Annotated in this window: 17 protein-coding genes; 11 read left to right on the top strand and 6 right to left on the bottom strand. The window is 66.1% G+C overall.

The genetic code is table 11. The annotated features are described in order from the left end of the window. Nucleotides 1-17: 17 nt before the first annotated feature. Nucleotides 18-629, bottom strand: coding sequence for a malonic semialdehyde reductase (locus ACW17W_RS13585; RefSeq protein ID WP_492077430.1), 612 nt, complete (start codon nt 627-629; stop codon nt 18-20). Nucleotides 630-753: 124 nt separating this feature from the next. Here ACW17W_RS13585 and ACW17W_RS13580 point away from each other — a divergent pair, with 124 nt between their 5' ends. The 8 genes from ACW17W_RS13580 to ACW17W_RS13545 all read left to right on the top strand — a co-directional run bounded on the left by ACW17W_RS13580 (nt 754) and on the right by ACW17W_RS13545 (nt 5,910). Continuing rightward, complete coding sequence (locus ACW17W_RS13580) at nt 754-1,083, top strand: YbaB/EbfC family nucleoid-associated protein (protein ID WP_492077429.1); 330 nt, start codon at nt 754-756, stop codon at nt 1,081-1,083. A 4-nt stretch (nt 1,084-1,087) separates the two neighbouring features. Continuing rightward, a complete protein-coding gene (gene recR, locus ACW17W_RS13575) occupies nt 1,088-1,720 on the top strand; it encodes a recombination mediator RecR (protein ID WP_492077428.1) in 633 nt (210 codons plus the stop codon). Between the two features lie 12 nt (nt 1,721-1,732). Then, the gene (locus tag ACW17W_RS13570; protein WP_492077427.1) at nt 1,733-2,215 is read left to right on the top strand and encodes a DUF29 domain-containing protein; all 483 of its coding nucleotides are present in this window, start codon (nt 1,733-1,735) and stop codon (nt 2,213-2,215) included. A gap of 43 nt (nt 2,216-2,258) precedes the next feature. Beyond that, nucleotides 2,259-3,497 carry a DNA recombination protein RmuC gene (locus tag ACW17W_RS13565; RefSeq protein ID WP_492077426.1) on the top strand — a complete coding sequence of 413 codons (1,239 nt, stop codon included), beginning with the start codon at nt 2,259-2,261 and terminating at the stop codon, nt 3,495-3,497. Between the two features lie 121 nt (nt 3,498-3,618). Further along, complete coding sequence (locus ACW17W_RS13560) at nt 3,619-4,077, top strand: hypothetical protein (protein WP_492077425.1); 459 nt, start codon at nt 3,619-3,621, stop codon at nt 4,075-4,077. 10 nt (nt 4,078-4,087) lie between these two features. Next, entirely contained in the window at nt 4,088-4,282 is a 195-nt protein-coding gene (locus ACW17W_RS13555; protein WP_492077424.1) for a helix-turn-helix transcriptional regulator, read from the top strand. A gap of 4 nt (nt 4,283-4,286) precedes the next feature. After that, complete coding sequence (locus ACW17W_RS13550) at nt 4,287-4,889, top strand: hypothetical protein (RefSeq protein WP_492077423.1); 603 nt, start codon at nt 4,287-4,289, stop codon at nt 4,887-4,889. A gap of 58 nt (nt 4,890-4,947) precedes the next feature. Further along, the gene (locus tag ACW17W_RS13545; protein WP_492077422.1) at nt 4,948-5,910 is read left to right on the top strand and encodes a TraB/GumN family protein; all 963 of its coding nucleotides are present in this window, start codon (nt 4,948-4,950) and stop codon (nt 5,908-5,910) included. A 73-nt stretch (nt 5,911-5,983) separates the two neighbouring features. Here the strand turns inward: ACW17W_RS13545 and ACW17W_RS13540 are convergent, their stop codons facing one another. The 3 genes from ACW17W_RS13540 to ACW17W_RS13530 form a co-directional block, all read right to left on the bottom strand. Continuing rightward, nucleotides 5,984-7,150, bottom strand: a complete 1,167-nt coding sequence (locus tag ACW17W_RS13540; protein ID WP_492077421.1) for an acyl-CoA dehydrogenase family protein — start codon at nt 7,148-7,150, stop codon at nt 5,984-5,986. Between the two features lie 185 nt (nt 7,151-7,335). Continuing rightward, entirely contained in the window at nt 7,336-9,120 is a 1,785-nt protein-coding gene (locus ACW17W_RS13535; RefSeq protein ID WP_492077420.1) for an acyl-CoA dehydrogenase C-terminal domain-containing protein, read from the bottom strand. A gap of 5 nt (nt 9,121-9,125) precedes the next feature. Next, a complete protein-coding gene (locus ACW17W_RS13530; protein ID WP_492077419.1) occupies nt 9,126-9,632 on the bottom strand; it encodes a MerR family transcriptional regulator in 507 nt (168 codons plus the stop codon). 53 nt (nt 9,633-9,685) lie between these two features. Between ACW17W_RS13530 and ACW17W_RS13525 the strand changes: the two genes are divergently transcribed. Beyond that, on the top strand, nt 9,686-9,883 hold the full coding sequence (locus ACW17W_RS13525) for a DUF2256 domain-containing protein (protein ID WP_492077418.1): 198 nt from the start codon (nt 9,686-9,688) through the stop codon (nt 9,881-9,883). Here ACW17W_RS13525 and ACW17W_RS13520 read toward each other — a convergent pair. Both ACW17W_RS13520 and ACW17W_RS13515 read right to left on the bottom strand, forming a co-directional pair. Then, complete coding sequence (locus tag ACW17W_RS13520) at nt 9,873-10,337, bottom strand: DoxX family protein (protein ID WP_492077417.1); 465 nt, start codon at nt 10,335-10,337, stop codon at nt 9,873-9,875. The genes ACW17W_RS13525 and ACW17W_RS13520 overlap by 11 nt on opposite strands. 241 nt (nt 10,338-10,578) lie before the next feature. Further along, the gene (locus ACW17W_RS13515; RefSeq protein ID WP_492077416.1) at nt 10,579-11,994 is read right to left on the bottom strand and encodes a protein adenylyltransferase SelO; all 1,416 of its coding nucleotides are present in this window, start codon (nt 11,992-11,994) and stop codon (nt 10,579-10,581) included. Nucleotides 11,995-12,200: 206 nt separating this feature from the next. Here ACW17W_RS13515 and nhaA point away from each other — a divergent pair, with 206 nt between their 5' ends. Then, the gene (gene nhaA, locus ACW17W_RS13510; RefSeq protein ID WP_492077415.1) at nt 12,201-13,415 is read left to right on the top strand and encodes a Na+/H+ antiporter NhaA; all 1,215 of its coding nucleotides are present in this window, start codon (nt 12,201-12,203) and stop codon (nt 13,413-13,415) included. A gap of 221 nt (nt 13,416-13,636) precedes the next feature. Further along, on the top strand, nt 13,637-16,252 hold the full coding sequence (locus ACW17W_RS13505) for a TonB-dependent receptor (protein WP_492077414.1): 2,616 nt from the start codon (nt 13,637-13,639) through the stop codon (nt 16,250-16,252). Nucleotide 16,253 lies beyond the last annotated feature (1 nt).

The following is a 16,253-nucleotide window of genomic DNA, read 5'->3' as shown; positions in this document are numbered from 1 at the left end:
GCGGGGATGAGCGGAAGTTAGAGAATTTTCGCCGCTTCCTCGAAGTCCAGACGCGGCGAACGGGGGAAGAGGTTCTCGTCCGTGCCATAGCCCAGGTTGACGATGAAGTTGGGCTCTACCGCCGTGCCGGCAAAGAACTCGGCCTTCACCCCGGCCGGGTCGAAGCCGGACATCGGGCCGACGTCCAGACCCAGGGCGCGGGCCGCGATCATCAGATAGCCGCCCTGAAGCGAGCTGTTGCGGAAGGCGGCCTGCTTGCGGCCGGCCTCGTCGGCGAACCAGTCGCGGGCGCCCGGGGCGTGGGGGAACAGTTTGCCCAGATGGTCGTGGAAATCGACGTCATAGCCGATGATCAGATTGACCGGCGCCTGAAGCGTCTTGTCCCGATTGCCTTCGGACATATGCGGCGCCAGTCGCGCCCGGGCCTCGGGCGAGGTCAGGAAGACGAAGCGGGCGGGGGTGGAGTTCACCGCCGTCGGCCCGAATTTGGTCAGGTCATACAGCTTGTGCAGCAGTTCCGGCGCGACCGGCCGATCCGACCAGGCGTTGCGGGTGCGCGCCTCGGTGAACAGCTGGGCCAGGGCGGTCTCGCCCAGGGCGGCGTCGCGGGTGGAGGAATCATGGGCCATGGGGGCGGGTCCGTTTGATTGGTAACAACTGTAGTTGCAAAATAGGGGGGCGCAGCCTGGGCGCAAGGGGTAAGTTCGAAACGGTCGGTTTCGTTTCGCGTCCGGACCCCCTATCTATCCCGGTATGAAAGACCTCAACGCACTGATGCAACAGGCCCAGGCGATGCAGCAGCGACTGCAGGACGCCCAGGCGAAGATGGCTGAATCCTCTGCGGAGGGATCCTCGGGCGGCGGCCTCGTGACCGTGGCCCTGAGAGGCCCCGGCGAGATCACGGCCGTGACGATCGACGACAGCCTGCTGGTCTCCGGCGAGGGCGAGATCCTGGCCGATCTGATCGTCGCCGCCCACGCCGACGCCAAACGCCGGCTGGACGAGATCAACAACGGCCTGATGCGCGACGCCGCCGGCCCGCTGGCAGGGATGAACCTGCCCGGCATGCCGAACCTGTTCTGATCTCTTGGCCGCCTCCGCCGGACCCGAGATCGAGCGGCTGATCGCCCTGCTGGCCAAGCTGCCGGGGCTGGGTCCGCGCTCGGCCCGGCGCGCGGCCCTGCAGCTGTTGAAGCGTCGCGACCAGCTTCTGGTCCCGCTGGCGGCGGCCATGACCGAGGCGGCGGAGAAGGTCGTCTCCTGCTCCGTCTGCGGCGCGCCCGACACCCGTGATCCCTGTTCGATCTGTTCGGATACGTCGCGCGACAACGGCCTGATCTGCGTGGTCGAGGAGGCCGGCGCCCTGTGGGCCATGGAACGGTCCGGCGCCTTTCGCGGCAAATACCATGTGCTGGGCGGCCTGCTGTCCGCGCTGGACGGCATAGGACCCGAGGCCCTGCGTGTCGCCGAACTGGTCGGTCGCGCCCGGTCAGGCGTCAACGAAGCCGATCCCGACCGGCGCGGCGCTGTGCGCGAGGTGGTGCTGGCCCTGCCGGCCACCGTCGACGGCCAGACCACGGCCCACTATCTGGCCGAGCGCCTGTCCGGGTCCGGCGTGGAGGTCACCTCCCTGGCGCGGGGCGTCCCCGTCGGCGGCGACCTCGACTGGCTCGACGACGGCACCATCGTCCAGGCCCTTCGGGCGCGCCGGCCGGCGTGATACAAGGCCGCCATGGCGGACGATCTGCAAAAGCCGACCAGTCTCTATGAACGGGACTACCTCGCCTGGACGGAGGTTCAGGCGACCGCGTTGCGCGCCCGAAAGGGCGGCGACAATGCCCTCGACTATGACAATCTGGCCGAGGAGATCGAGGATTTGGGCAAGTCCGAGTTTCGCGCCTGTGAAAGTCAGGTGGAGAATATCATCGAACATCTGCTCAAGATCGAATTCGTCGGTCCGGGGCAGACGGTTCCTCACTGGCGCAAGGAAGTCTTGGGGTTTCGCCGCGAACTGGCGAAGCGGCGAACGGCGACCATCGACAACCGGTTGATTCCGGAACTCGCCGATGCATTCGCCTATGCCGTGAAGGCGCTGGTGGCTGGCGGGCTGCTGCCGGGGGCAGACACGGTTCTTGCCGCCCGTCAGACCTATGAATGGAGCCAGATCGTTGATCCCGACTGGTTTCCCGAGGCCCGATACGACATCCACGACTAACCTGCGGCTTTCGGACGTCCCCGACTCCGTCTAGGAACGGAGCATGAACACGATCGAGATCGTCCTCGCCGTCCTCGTCCTCGCCCTGGGCGGCGGCTTCCTGTGGGCCTTCATGGGCTGGCAGAAGACGAAGGGGGCCCTGTCGACCGCCGAGCACCGGATCGAGCTGATCGAGGACAGCCGCGCCACCATGGGCGAATTCCTCAAGGCCCAGGCCGCCCAGTCGGCCCAGGTGGTGGCCGACCAGATGGTCACCCGCGCCACCGAGACCTTCCGCGCCCAGGACCGCGTGGCCCAGGCCCGGATGGAGGCTCAGCTCAAGCCTGTGGCCGACACACTGAAGGCGTTTCAGGAGCATGTCTCGGCGCTGGAGAAGTCCCGCAACGAGGAGACCGGCGGGCTGAAGGAGCAACTGGCCCTGCTGATGACGGCCTCATCGGCCACGCGCGACGAGGCCCGCAGGCTGACCGAGGCCCTGAAAGGCAACACCGGGCGGCGGGGCCGCTGGGGCGAACAGACCTGCCGCAATGTGCTGGAGGCTGCGGGCATGGCCGGCCGATTCGACTTCGAGGAGCAGACCTCGGCCGCGAATGACGAGGGGCGCCAGTCGCGCCCCGACTTCATCGTCCGCCTGCCCGGCGGCGGCATGTTCGTCATCGACGCCAAGGTGTCCCTGGCCTTTGGCGAGGAGGCCGACGGCGACGAGGCGGCCCAGGCGCGGGCCATGTCGCTGCGTACCGCCGCCAGTATGAAGACCCACGTGCGCCAGCTGGCCTCCAAGGGCTATCAGGACCAGTTCCGGCCCAGTCCGGACTTCGTCGCCATGTTCGTGCCCGGCGACGCCTTCCTCGCTGCGGCCCTGGACCACGAACCCGACCTGATGAGCCAGGCGATGGAATCGCGTGTCGTCATCGTCACCCCCACCACCCTGTTCGCCCTGTGCAAGGCCGTGGCCTATGGCTGGCGGGCCGAGGAGCAGACGAAGAACGCCGAGGACGTCGCCCGCCTCGGCAAGGAGCTGTACAAGCGGCTGTCGGTCATGGGCGGCCACGCCGCCGCCGTCGGCCGGGCGCTGGATACGGCGGTCGGGAAATACAACCAGTTCGTCGGGTCTCTGGAGAGCCAGGTCATGGTCTCGGCCCGCCGGTTCGAGGACCTGAAGGTCGATCACGAGGGCAAGGACCTGCCCGACCTGCCGCCCGTGGATCAGGCGCCGCGCATTCTCAGCCGGCCGGAATTGGTGGCGGCGCCCGACCGCCCGGACGGGATCGCCTTGCGGTAAGACCCTGCGCCTGGTCGGGCAAGGACGGTTCGCCAAGCGCCCTTGTCCTAATGACAACGACGCTTGACATCCATCGAGGTTGTTGTAAAAGGTGCTTGTCTAAAACGACGGAACCCGACCCATGTCGCCACGAACGAGAAACCTCATCATCCTGCTGGTCGGCGGCTTCCTCGGCATGATTGCGCTCGGCTTTGTCGCGGGCGTCATCGCCGGATACTGGAGCGCCCATAGCGATGCCTCGGCCGATATGGCCCTGTTCTGGACCCTCGGCGCATTCGCCGTCCTCGCCATGTCCGGGGCCATGGTCCTGAGCGTCAAATGGATGCGGTCCATCGACGAGGCGGCGCGGGAAGCCCACAAGGCCGCCTGGTTCTGGGGCGGGACCGCCGGCATGTCCGTCGGCGGGGTTCTCGTCATCCTGACCTCGTTGCCGCAAGCGGAACGACTGCAACTGTCGTCCTGGCTGGACGGCCGCACCGACCCCGCCGCCTATATGGCCACCGGCGCCTTCGCCATCATGACCCTGATGATCATCGGCTACACGATCGTCTGGATCTGGTGGTGGCTTGCGCGCCGATGAGGAGATCCCGATGAACAATCGCCTCAAGGTCCTGCGCGCCGAGCGCAACTGGAGCCAGGCCGAACTGGCCGACCGCCTTGGAGTCTCACGCCAGACCGTGAACGCCCTGGAAACCGGCCGCTACGACCCCTCCCTGCCGCTGGCGTTCAAGATCGCCCGGGTGTTCAGCCAGCCCATCGAATCCATATTCACCGAAGGAGAGTGATCAGATGACGGACCTGCCTTCTGCTCCAAACCCGACCGAAGCCCCCCGACCCCTGTGGCGGAAACTCCTGGGCATCGCAGGCCTCGCTGTGGCCGGCGGACTGGCGGGCTATGCGCTGGGCGGCGTCGGCCGTGACGCCGTCGGCCGCTGGGATGATGAAATCGCCCTGGTCATGGCCGTCGCCCTGATCGCCATGGCCCTGATCAGCGCGGTGGTTCTGGTGACCCGACCGCGCGACGTGCCCCGGGGGTGCGGTCTGCTGCAGATCGTCGTCACGGCCCTTGCGGGCGTCATGTTCATCCTGCCGATCTTCGGGCCCCGGCTGCTTGAGCCGAATCTGATATTCGCCCTCATCGTCGGCCTGCTTGCGGTCCAGAGCGTCGCCAATGTGATGCTGTGGCGCGCGGCGGACGAGATGCTGCGCAGGGTCCTGTCCGAGACCAGCACCCTGGCCTTCTGGGCCCTGCAGACCGCTCTTTTCATCTATGCCGCCGCCGAACGCCTCGGCCTTGTCCAGGGCGTTACCGCCTGGGGCATGATCGGCATCCTGATGGGCGTCTATCTGGCCGCCTCAATCGTGGCCTCCGCCCGGCGCGGCATGGCCTGACCCGATCTCCGCCCGCCAATCCGTTTCCGTCTTCATCCCACTCATGAGAGTCTGTCCCATGTCCATTCTGGATCGTATCAGCGCCCCGGCGCGCCGCCTGACCTCGACCGCCGTCGGCGCCGTCCTTGGCCTCGCCCTGACCGCCGCCCTCGCCGCCGCTCCGATGGAGGCGGTCGCCCAGACCGCCTCCCCCGCGGCCGCCACGCCCAGCGCTGAAGGCCAGGGCCCGGCCCTGTGGGTGATCCGCGACGCGGACTCGACCCTGTATCTGTTTGGCACCGTCCATGTGCTGAAGCCCGACGTCGCCTGGGCCTCGGCCCCTGTCGAGGCCGCCTTTGACAGCGCCGACACGATCTGGTTCGAAATCTCCAATCCCGATGACCAGGCGGCGATCATTCCCCTGATCCAGCAGTACGGCGTCTCCCCGGCCACCCCCCTGTCCAGCCTTCTGACCGCCGAGGAGATGGCCGACCTGGATCGCGCCGCCCGGACCATCGGCGCCTCGGCTGCCCAGCTCGACGCCCTGCGCCCCTGGTTCGCCGGCCTGACCCTGGCGATGGCGCCGCTCGTCAAGGCCGGCTACGACCCGGCCTCCGGCGTTGAACTGAAGCTGAAGGCCCGCGCCACAGAGGCCGGAAAGGCCATCAACGGTCTGGAGACCATCGACAAACAGGTGCTGATCCTGGCGACCCTGCCCCAGGACATCCAGCTGGAGTTCCTGCGCTCGACCCTCAACGAGTTCGACGAGGCGGCGACCCAGCTTGATCTGATGGTGGCGGCCTGGGCTTCGGGCGATGTGGAGGGTCTGAACACCGTCGCCGTGGCTCCCATGAAGACCGAGGCGCCGCACATCTATGACGCGCTCCTTGTGCGCCGGAACACCGACTGGGCCGATCAGATCCAGGGCCTTCTGGCCGGATCAGGCACCGCCTTCATCGCCGTCGGCGCCGCCCACCTGACGGGTGAGGACAGCGTCCAGGCCATCCTGGCCAGCCGCGGCGTAGTCGCCGAACGGCAATAAGGGCAGACCTGAAATGACGAGGGGGCGTCCCGGTCGGGACGCCCCCTTTTTGTTTGGTCGAAGTTCTTGCTGGTCAGAGCGACCGCGAAATCAGCAGCTTCATGATCTCGTTGGTGCCGCCATAAATGCGCTGGACGCGGGCGTCCTTGTACAGCTGGGCGATCGGATATTCGGTCATATAGCCGTAGCCGCCGAACAGCTGGAGCATCTCGTCGATGGTCTCGCCCTGGATGTCGGTGACCCAGTATTTGGCCATGGAGGCGGTGGCGGCGTCCAGCTTGCCTTCAAGATGCAGGCCGATGCAGTGGTCGACGAAGACGCGGGCCACCGTCAGCTTCGTCTTGATCTCGGCCATCTTGAACTGGGTGTTCTGGAACTCGATGATCGCCTTGCCGAAGGCCTTGCGGCCCCGGACATAGTCGACCGTCTCGCGATAGCCGCGTTCGGCCGCCGCAATACCCTGGACGGCGATGTTCAGACGCTCCTGCGGCAGCTGTTCCATCAGATGATAGAAGCCGCGCCCCTCGGCCCCGCCGATAACGCTCTCAAGCGGAACCTTCACATCGTTGAAGAAGAGCTCGGAGGTGTCGTTTGCCTCCATGCCGATCTTGTGCAGGTTGCGGCCGCGCTCAAAGCCTTCCGCCCCGTCGGTTTCAAGACCGATCAGGCTGATGCCCTTGGCGCCTTCCGACGGATCGGTCTTGGCCACCACGATGATGAAGTTGGCCATCTGGCCATTGGTGATGAAGGTCTTGGAGCCGTTCAGGACATAGTGGTCGCCCTGTTTGATCGCCGTGGTCTTGACGCCCTGCAGGTCCGACCCGGCGCCCGGCTCGGTCATGGCGATCGCGCCGACCAGTTCGCCGGTGGCCAGACGGGGCAGCCAGCGCGCCTTCTGCTCCTCGGTCCCGTAGTGGTGGATGTAGGGGGCGACGATGGCGTTGTGCAGGCTGATGCCGAAATGGTCCGCGCCCTTCCAGCCCAGTTGCTGCATCAGCACGACCTCGTGCCGATAGTCACCGCCCATACCGCCGTGGTCCTCGGGCATGGACAGGTTCAGCAGCCCGGCCTCGCCGGCGTCCGTCCACAGCGACCGCGGCACCGAGGAGGCGGCGATCCACTCGGCCATCTTTTCCGGCGGGGCGTGATCGTCGATCCAGCGGCCGACGCTGTCGTTGAACAGGACGATTTCCTCATCCTGCATGAAGGCGGGCAGGGGAACGGCGAGAGGGCTGGTCATGGCGTTTCGCTCCAACTGAACCCTTCTCCCGGAGGGAGAAGGAGGGGCCCGCGCCTGCAGGCGTGGGAGGATGAGGGGTTACGGTGTTGACGGCTGGACACCGCAACCCCTCACCCCTTCGCGCCAGGGAACGATCGCTTCGATCCCGTGCGCTCAAGCCCTCTCCCTCCGGGAGAGGGTGGAAATCAGAACGCCTCGGCCGGCATGGCCATCAGAACGTCGGCGCCGGTCTTCAGCTTGACCAGATGCCCCTGGGCGTCGGGGAGGATGCGCTCGACGAAATAGCGCCCGGTCTGCAGCTTGGCAGCATAGAAGGGGTCGGTCGAACCCTCGTCGACCCTGGCCTGGGCCGCCTTGGCCATCTGGGCCCAGAGATAGGCCATGGCCGTCAGGCCGAACAGGTTCAGATAGTCGGTGGAGGCGGCGCCGGCGTTGTCCGGGTTCTGCATGCCGTTCTGCATCAGCCACATTGTGCCTTCCTGCAGCTTCTTCCGGGCGTCGGCCAGGCCGTCGACGAAGGGTTTGACCGGTCCCTCGCCGCCGTTTTCGGAGACGAAGGCGTCGATGTCGGCGAACCAGCTCATGATCGCGCGGCCGCCGTTCGATGGCAGTTTGCGACCCACCAGATCCAGCGCCTGAATCCCGTTGGTGCCTTCGTAGATCATGGTGATCCGGGCATCGCGCAGGTACTGGCTGGCCTGGAAATGCTCGGTGTAGCCGGATCCGCCGTGGACCTGCATGCCCAGCGAGGCGACATGGAAGCCCTTGTCAGTCAGGTAGGCCTTCAGCACGGGCGTAATCAGGCCCATGTAGTCCTTGGCCTTTTGCGCAGTGGCCTCATCCGTGGATTTCTCCAGGTCGGCCTGCAGTGCGGTCCACAGAATGAAGGCCTGCCCGCCTTCGACGAAGGCCTTGGCTTCCAGCAGCATGCGACGGACGTCGGGGTGGACCATGATGCTGTCGGCCGGGCCGTCCGGGTTCTTGGGTCCGGTCAGGCTGCGGCCCTGGATGCGGTCCCTGGCGAATTCGACGGCGGCCTGATAGGCGGCGGCCCCGATGGCCAGGCCCTGCAGACCCGTGCCGAGGCGGGCGTCGTTCATGACCACGAACATGTTGTTCATGCCCCGGCCTTCCTCGCCGATCAGCCAGCCGGTCGCGCCGTCGTACTGCATGACGGCGGTGGCGTTGCCGTGGATGCCCATCTTGTGCTCGAGGCCGGTGCACATCAGCGCATTGCGCTCGCCGATCGAGCCGTCCTCGTTGACGAGGAACTTCGGCACGAGGAACAGAGACAGGCCCTTGATCCCCGCCGGCGCGCCTTCGACCCGGGCCAGGACCGTGTGGATGATGTTGTCGGTGAAGTCGTGCTCGCCGGCCGAGATCCAGATCTTCTGGCCGGAAATCTTGTAGGTGCCGTCGCCCTGGGGCACGGCCTTGGTGCGGACCATGCCGAGGTCGGTGCCGCACTGGGGCTCGGTCAGGTTCATGGTCCCGCCCCACTCGCCGGTGGCCATCTTCGGCAGGTATTTGGCCTTCAGTTCATCAGACGCATTGGCGTGGATGCCGGCGTAGGCGCCCGCCGTCAGGCCCGGATACATGGAGAAGGCCGCCGAGGCGCCGGCCGTGAACTGGCCAAACGCCATGCCGACAACGGCGGGCATGCCCTGGCCGCCATAGGCGGGGTCGGCCGAAAGGGCGGGCCAGCCGGCCTCGACCATAGCCTTGTAGGCCTCTTTCCAGCCCCTGGGTCCGGTGACGACGCCGCCCTCGGCCCAGTGGCAGCCCTCCTTGTCGCCCGAATGGTTGATCGGGGCGATGACTTCCTCGGCGAACTTGGCGCCTTCCTCCAGAATCTGGCCGATGAGGTCGGACGAGACCTCCTCGAACCCGTTCTGGTTCGAATATCGATCGATCTCGAGAACCTCGTTCAGAATGAACATCAGGTCGCGGACGGGGGCTTTATAGGCCATGAGGCTCAGGCTCTCGCTTTGAAGGGATGGCGCTGGAACGCCGGGTGGTCGTGATGGTCGTCGTGGTTCAGCCGAGCCTTCAGCAGGTCGGCGTATTCGTCGGCCCCCGGCAACAGGTCGGGGCGGATATTGGTCAGCCGCTCCTCCATGGCCGCGCAGGCTTCCTCGGCCATCTGGATGGCGCCGTCCAGGTCGTCGCGTTGCTGCTTCAGGGCTTCGATCTGGGCGCGGTGACGACGCAGGGAGATGGCCATCTGCTGGACGTTGCCGTCCTTGCGGTCATACAGGTCCAGCATGTCCTGGATTTCCTGCAGGGTGAAGCCGATGCGGCGACCCCTCAGGATCAGTTTCAGCCGGGCCCGGTCGCGCGCGCCATAGACGCGGGTCTGGCCCTTGCGGTCAGGGGTCAGAAGCCCCTTGTCCTCGTAGAATCGCAGGGCCCGCGCCGTGGCGCCGAACTCACGGCACAGTTGCCGGATGGAATAGGTGCGATGGTCGTCTGCGGTCGCCATGGATGAGTCCATAGCCCGAACTTGACGCGGACGTAAAGGGAAGGTTTGCATCGATGGTGCGCAAACACGTCAATGCGGCGGATCAGGCCCAGAGCGGTCGGTCCAAACGCGAACTGCCGCAGAAGACCTGCGTCTCCTGCGGCAGACCGTTCGCCTGGCGCCGCAAATGGGCGCGCGACTGGGATCAGGTGAAATTCTGCTCCGACCGATGCCGGGCTTCGGGCGGCAGGACTGCTGATCCTACCCCATAAGGGCGGTTTCTGTCCGGGACCGTCCGGTCGAGGCGGGGCGACGGCCGATCAGGACGGGAACGGTCAGGGCCATCAACACCAGATTGACGGCGACCAGGCCAGGATCCTGACCGATCAGGTGGACGACCAGCATGACGGACTCCAGCAACAGCAGGCCGAGCGCCGCCACCCTGAGGATGGGGCGGCCGATCCCCCATGAGACGAGCGGCGCCAGCATCCCCAGGGCCAGGGCCATCTCCACGATGCCGACGCCGCGCACCAGATCGGGACTGACAAGGGCCGGCCAGGACATCAAGGCGACCAGATTTTGCATCGGCTCGGTCAGCTTGGCGTATCCGGCCGCAACGAAGAACATCGCGATCCAGCCTTGCAGGGTCCACAGGCCGAGATTGCGATAGGTCGAGCACAGTCGGATCTGCGCTGGCGTGTGGGTGTGTTTGAAGGTCGTGGCCATGAGGGCTCAGTCCGGAAAACGGGGCGATCGGGAGGGTATCTGCAACAGTGTCGATATCGGATCGGTCGCTGCCGCGTTCAAGTCTTATGGCGCAGCTTTCTCCAAAAGTCATCAATTGAAGACATCAGTTGATGACTTAGGCGGTCAGCCTGTGCTTTTGACGACACGAACCTGTCCGGCTTCACGGGCGAAAGCGTGGCCGCTGGCTTACAGATACGTTATCCGCGCCCGGCCGGATGCCTCAGGCTGCGCGAGCGATCTGCGCCGCCTGAAGGCGCGCCAGCTTGGCACGGAACGGACCCCAGTCGTCGTCCCGGTCGATGGCGATCCAGAGCGCTTCAACCTCGTCGATCAGCATCTCCTCCGGTTCGGCGGCGAAGACGGGATGCTCCAGCCGTTCGGGCCGGTCTGGCTCATGCTCGAACAGGGCGAAGCGGAAATCGTCAAAGACCTTGCCCTGATAGACCCCGGCGCGGGGCCCCTTCAGCGCCCGGGCCGAGGAGGCGAAGCCGGCGAACCAGTCGTGGAACAACGGCTCCCAGCGCAGGGTCTCGCCGCCCTCCCGCAGCAAGGCGAGGGTGCAGTCCAGCAGCCGCTGGTCGGCGGCTTCGCCCACCGATTTCACACCCAGCCGCCTCAGGAAGGCCGCCCGCAGTTCGCGGATATAGGCCGGGCCGAAGCCGTTCAGCGCGTCCGTCAGGGCCTGAACCTGGTCCGGCTGTCCTGCAACCAGTTTCAGACAGCCCGCGAACTGGGTCAGGTTCCAGAACACCGCCTCCGGCTGGCGCGCGAAGGCATAGAGGCCGGTCTGGTCGAAATAGGCGGCGGTGAAACCGGGGTCATAGGCGGGCAGGAACCGCCAGGGCCCATAGTCGAAGCTCTCGCCCGTCACATTCAGATTGTCGGTATTCAGCACCCCGTGCACGAAGCCGGCGGCGATCCAGGCCGCCGTCATGCGCGCATTGGCCTCGACCACCGCCGCCAGCAGCCCCGGCGCATCCCCGGCCGCGACCCGGGGATGGTAGAGGGTGCGGACATGGTCGATCAGGATCTCGATCTGGTCCGCCCGGCCGTGGAAGGCGGCGCGCTGGAACGTGCCCAGTCGGATATGGCTGTGCGACAGTCGCACCAGTACGGCCGCGCGCGTCGGCGACGGTTCGTCGTTGCGCTCCAGTCGTTCGTCGGTCTCGATCAGCGAAAGGGCGCGGCTGGTGGGGACGCCCTGCGCCTCCAGCAGGGTGGCGGCCAGCACCTCGCGGACGCCGCCTTTCAGCGTCAATCGGCCGTCTCCGCCGCGCGACCATGGCGTGGTTCCCGAGCCCTTGGTCCCAAGATCCATCAGCCGGCCCTGGTCGTCCCGCATCTGGGCCGCCAGGAAGCCACGTCCGTCGCCGAGATCGGGATTGTAATGGCGGAACTGATGGCCGTGATAGCGCATGGCGATCGGCCCGGGCTGGCCGGGCAGGGGGGTGAACCGTCCGAAATGGGTCACCCATTCGGCCTCGCTCAGACCGGAGAGTCCCACCGTCGCCGCCGCCGGGTCATTGCGGAACCGCAGCGTCAGGCTCTGGAACGGCGCGGGCTGCACGGCGTCACCGAACTCCGGCCCCAGGTCGAAGAAGCGGGGATCGGGGCGGTACAGGTCTGAAATCGGCATGGACTGCAGGTGAGGGCTCGGTCTTGCGGGCGCAAGCGGTTGAACCTTCACCGTTCGAGGGTATTGTATCGACAGACATCAGGTCGCGGCGCTTCGCCCGGCCAGGCCGGCGCCTGGTCCCGATATCCGGGAGCGGGGGAATCCGGTCCGACGCCCGTCGATAACCTGGCGTCACGACAGCTTCATTCCTGATTTGGGAGGCCGCCGTGGCGCGCAAATTTACCCTGGATTTTCTCAAGACCGAGACCGCATCCGGCTCGGCTCTTGCGCTTGCGGCGGTCGCCGCCCTCGTCGTGGCCAACTCGCCCTGGTCCTATGACTATTTCACCTGGCTGAAGAGCGTCCATGCGCTGCAGATCGGGCCGATCCGGCTGGAGGAGTCGATCTCCGACTGGATCAAGGAAGGGTTGATGGCGATCTTCTTCCTCGTCGTGGGGCTGGAGATCAAATACGAGATCCTCAGGGGCGAACTGGCTGATCCGAAGAAGCTGGCCATGCCGGTGATCGCCGCCCTGGGCGGCATGATCGGTCCGGCCGCCGTCTATATGGCCCTGTCGGGAACGATCGGCGCGCCGCATCAGGGCTGGCCGATCCCGCTGGCGACCGACATCGCCTTCGCCCTGGCGATCTTCGGTTTCGTCGGCAAGGGTCTGCCGTCGTCCCTGCGCGTGTTTCTGCTGACCCTGGCGATCGTCGACGACCTTGGCGCCATCGCCCTGATCGCCCTCTTGTTCAGCGAGGGCGCGCGGTGGACGCCGCTGCTGTGGGCCGGCGGCCTCCTCGTCGCCGGCTTCTTCGCCGCCCGGACCGTCAAGATCGGGGCCCCGTTCTGGGTGCTGGGCTTCGCCGTCATCTGGTATCTGACCGTCCTGTCGGGGCTGTCGACCTCCCTGACCGCCGTGGCCTTCGCCATGATCGTGCCGATCCGGGCCCGGGCCGAGGATCGCCAGAGCCCGTTGAAGGAGGCCATGCACGACCTGCATCCGTGGAACGCCTTCCTGGTCCTGCCGCTTTTCGCCTTTGCCAAGGCGGGCGTGTCCTTTGCGGGCATCTCGCTCGACCAGATGTTTGCGCCCCTGGTCGTTGCGATCGCCCTCGGCCTGTTCATCGGCAAACAACTTGGCGTCTACGGCGCCGCGCGGCTGGCGGCGGCCCTGAAGGTCGGCGCCCGGCCCACCGACGCCACCTGGCCCCAGGTCTATGGCGTCAGCCTGCTGTGTGGGGTCGGCTTCACCATGAGTCTGTTTGTCGGGGTCCTCGCCTTCCCCGGTGCGGTCGATTCGCCCGAGCAGATTCAGGTCAAGCTGGGGGTCATCGGCGGCTCGATCCTGTCGGCCCTCGTCGGGGCGGCGGTTCTCGCGGCGTCCCGGCACACGCGCAAGGATTTGGCCGTCAACCCCCCGACTTCAGGCCAAGACTGATCGAATATTGACCTTAGGTCATCGATTTCTGTCGCTTTTGCGTCACACCGGGGGCCGTGGGACGGAGGAAACGCGGCCGTGATGCGGCCTCTCCTTGCTGCAATGGCCGGGTTGGACTAGCCAATTGTCTTCTAGGTCCGACGTTCCAGCAAGAGAACGCGGAAAGGGAAACAGGAACGCCGCGCCCGCAAGACGGTCGCGCCATGAGCCGGGAGCCATTCATGCGTCTTACCCAAATTCTCCGCACCACCGCGTCCGCCGCCGTCGTCGGCGCCGTGGCCTTCGGCTTCGCCGGAACCGCCTCGGCCCAGAGCCAGGATGCGCCGACCACCGTCGATGACATCATCGTCACCGCCCAGAAGCGCGAACAGAGCCTGCAGGACGTGCCGATCGTGGTCACGTCGCTGAACCAGGAGGCCCTCGACAACGCCGGGGTCAAGGACATCAAGGATCTGCAGATCCTGACGCCCGGCATGACCGTGACCTCCACCACGACCGAGGCCTCGACCACCGTCCGCATTCGCGGCATCGGCACCGTCGGCGACAACCCCGGTCTGGAAAGCTCGGTCGGCATCGTCATCGACGGCGTCTATCGCTCGCGTAACGGCGTCGGCTTCGGCGATCTGGGCGAACTGCAGCGTATCGAGGTCCTGAAGGGACCGCAGGGCACGCTGTTCGGCAAGAACACCTCGGCCGGCGTCGTCAACATCATCACCGAGGCTCCGTCCTTCACGCCCGGCTACAATGCCGAACTGACCTGGGGCAACTATGGCGCCCTGGGCGCTGCAGGCTCCGTCACCGGCCCGATCACAGATACCCTGGCCATGCGGCTCTACGCCGCCCGCCGTGTGCGTGAAGGCTTCAACGACATCGACGTCGGCGACGGCCCGCGCACCGCAACGGACGACCAGAACCAGGACTTCTCGACCATCCGCGGCCAGCTGCTCTGGCTGCCGAACGACAACACGTCCGTCCGGATCATCGGCGACTATTCGAAGCGGGGCGAATACTGCTGCGTCGGGACCCAGATCCGCACCGGGCCGACCTATTCTTTCGTGGACGCCCTCTCGACCGGCACGGGCCAGCGCCCGCCGGCGAGCGCGGCCTTCGGGCCGCTGCCCTTCTCGCGGACGGCCTACGCCAACCGCGGTACGGAGCAGGACATCGAGGACATGGGCGTCTCGGTCGAGGCGACCTTCGACATGCCGACCCTGTTCGGCGGCGCGGCCCTGACCTCGGTCACCTCCGCGCGTAGCTGGGAAACGGTCAACGGCGCCGATGTCGACTTCACCGGCGCAGACCTGCTGTACCGGGTTAATGACGGCGACTTCGGCTACAAGGTCGAGAACCTGACCCAGGAATTCCGTCTGGCCGGCGCCACGGACCGGCTGGACTGGCTGGTCGGGGTCTTCGCCACCCGTGAGGACATCAACCGCACCGACAGCATGTATCTGGGCGCAGACTACACGCCGTTCCTGTCCCTTCTGATCAGCGCCAGCCTCAATAGCGCTGTGCCGGCCTTCCCGGTCAGCCCCGGTATCATCGGCTGCTTCACCCGCACCGCGCAGACCGCACTCGGCCTGCAGCAGTGCCTGGGCACCGGCGGCGCCGTGTCCGGCGGAGGCGCCGGCTTCGTGGTCGGCCAGTCGATGGAGGATGTCTACGAACAGCGGTCGGACTCCTTCGCGGTGTTTACGAACAACACCTACAGCTTGACGGACAAGCTCGATCTGACCCTCGGTCTGCGTTACACCCACGACAACAAGTCGCTGGATGGCGTGCAGACCAACCCGAACGGCGGAGGCAATACCTGCACCGCCGCCCAGGGCAATGCAGCGGTCATCGGCGGCGTGCTCGGGGCCTCGGGCAACGCCATCATCGGCAACCTGTGCCTGCCCTGGTCGAACCGCGCCTATAACAACCGCACCATCTCCGAAGAAGAGAAGAACGGAGAGCTGAGCGGCACGATCAAGGCCGCCTATCGCTTCAACCCGTCGGTAATGGCCTATGCCTCCTATGCCCGCGGCTACAAGTCCTTCGGCTACAACCTCGACCGTGTGCAGGTCGGCATCACCCCGACGGCCTCGACCCTGTTCCCCTCGGAACTGGTCGACAGCTATGAGCTGGGCCTGAAGACCACCCTGTTCGACCGGACCGTTCTTCTGAACGCCACCTACTTCGACCAGACGGTGACCGACTTCCAGCTTAACAGCTTCCTCGGCACCGCCTTCACGGTAGAATCGATCCCGGAACTGACCACGCGCGGCTTCGACGCCGACTTCCTGTGGTTCACCCCGATCGACGGCCTCAGCCTGTCGGCCGGTGTCACCTATACCGACGCTGAATACGGCCAGTTCGTCGCCGCAGATCTTGCGGTCCCCGGCAACTTCCCGCAGCTGTCGCTGATCCCGGGCGGCGTGCCGGCCTTTGCACCGGAATGGTCCAGCACGGGATCGGTCAACTTTGATCGCTCGATCGGCAATGGCCTGCGTCTGGGCATGAGCCTTTCGGCAAAATACTCGACCGAGTACAACACCGGATCGGACCTCCTGCCCGCCAAGATGCAGGACGCCCTGACCCTGGTGAACGGCCGGATTTCCTTCGGCACCGAAGATGGTCGCTACACTCTGGACATCTGGGGCCAGAACCTGACCGACAAGGAATACATCCAGGTCGCCTATAACGGCCCGCTGCAGGGCTCGGCCTTCCAGTCGACCGTCCAGACCACGGGCGCCTATGCCGGGACCTTCTACAACCAGGCCCTGGACACCCAGACCTACGACGCCTTCCTGGGGCAGCCGCGCACGTTCGGCGCGACCTTCAAGGTCAAATACTGAT

The organism is Brevundimonas sp. FV1ye29L (genome assembly GCF_058681095.1).
Note: the sequence above shows the minus strand (reverse complement) of the source record. Positions and strands in the feature narration are given on the sequence as shown.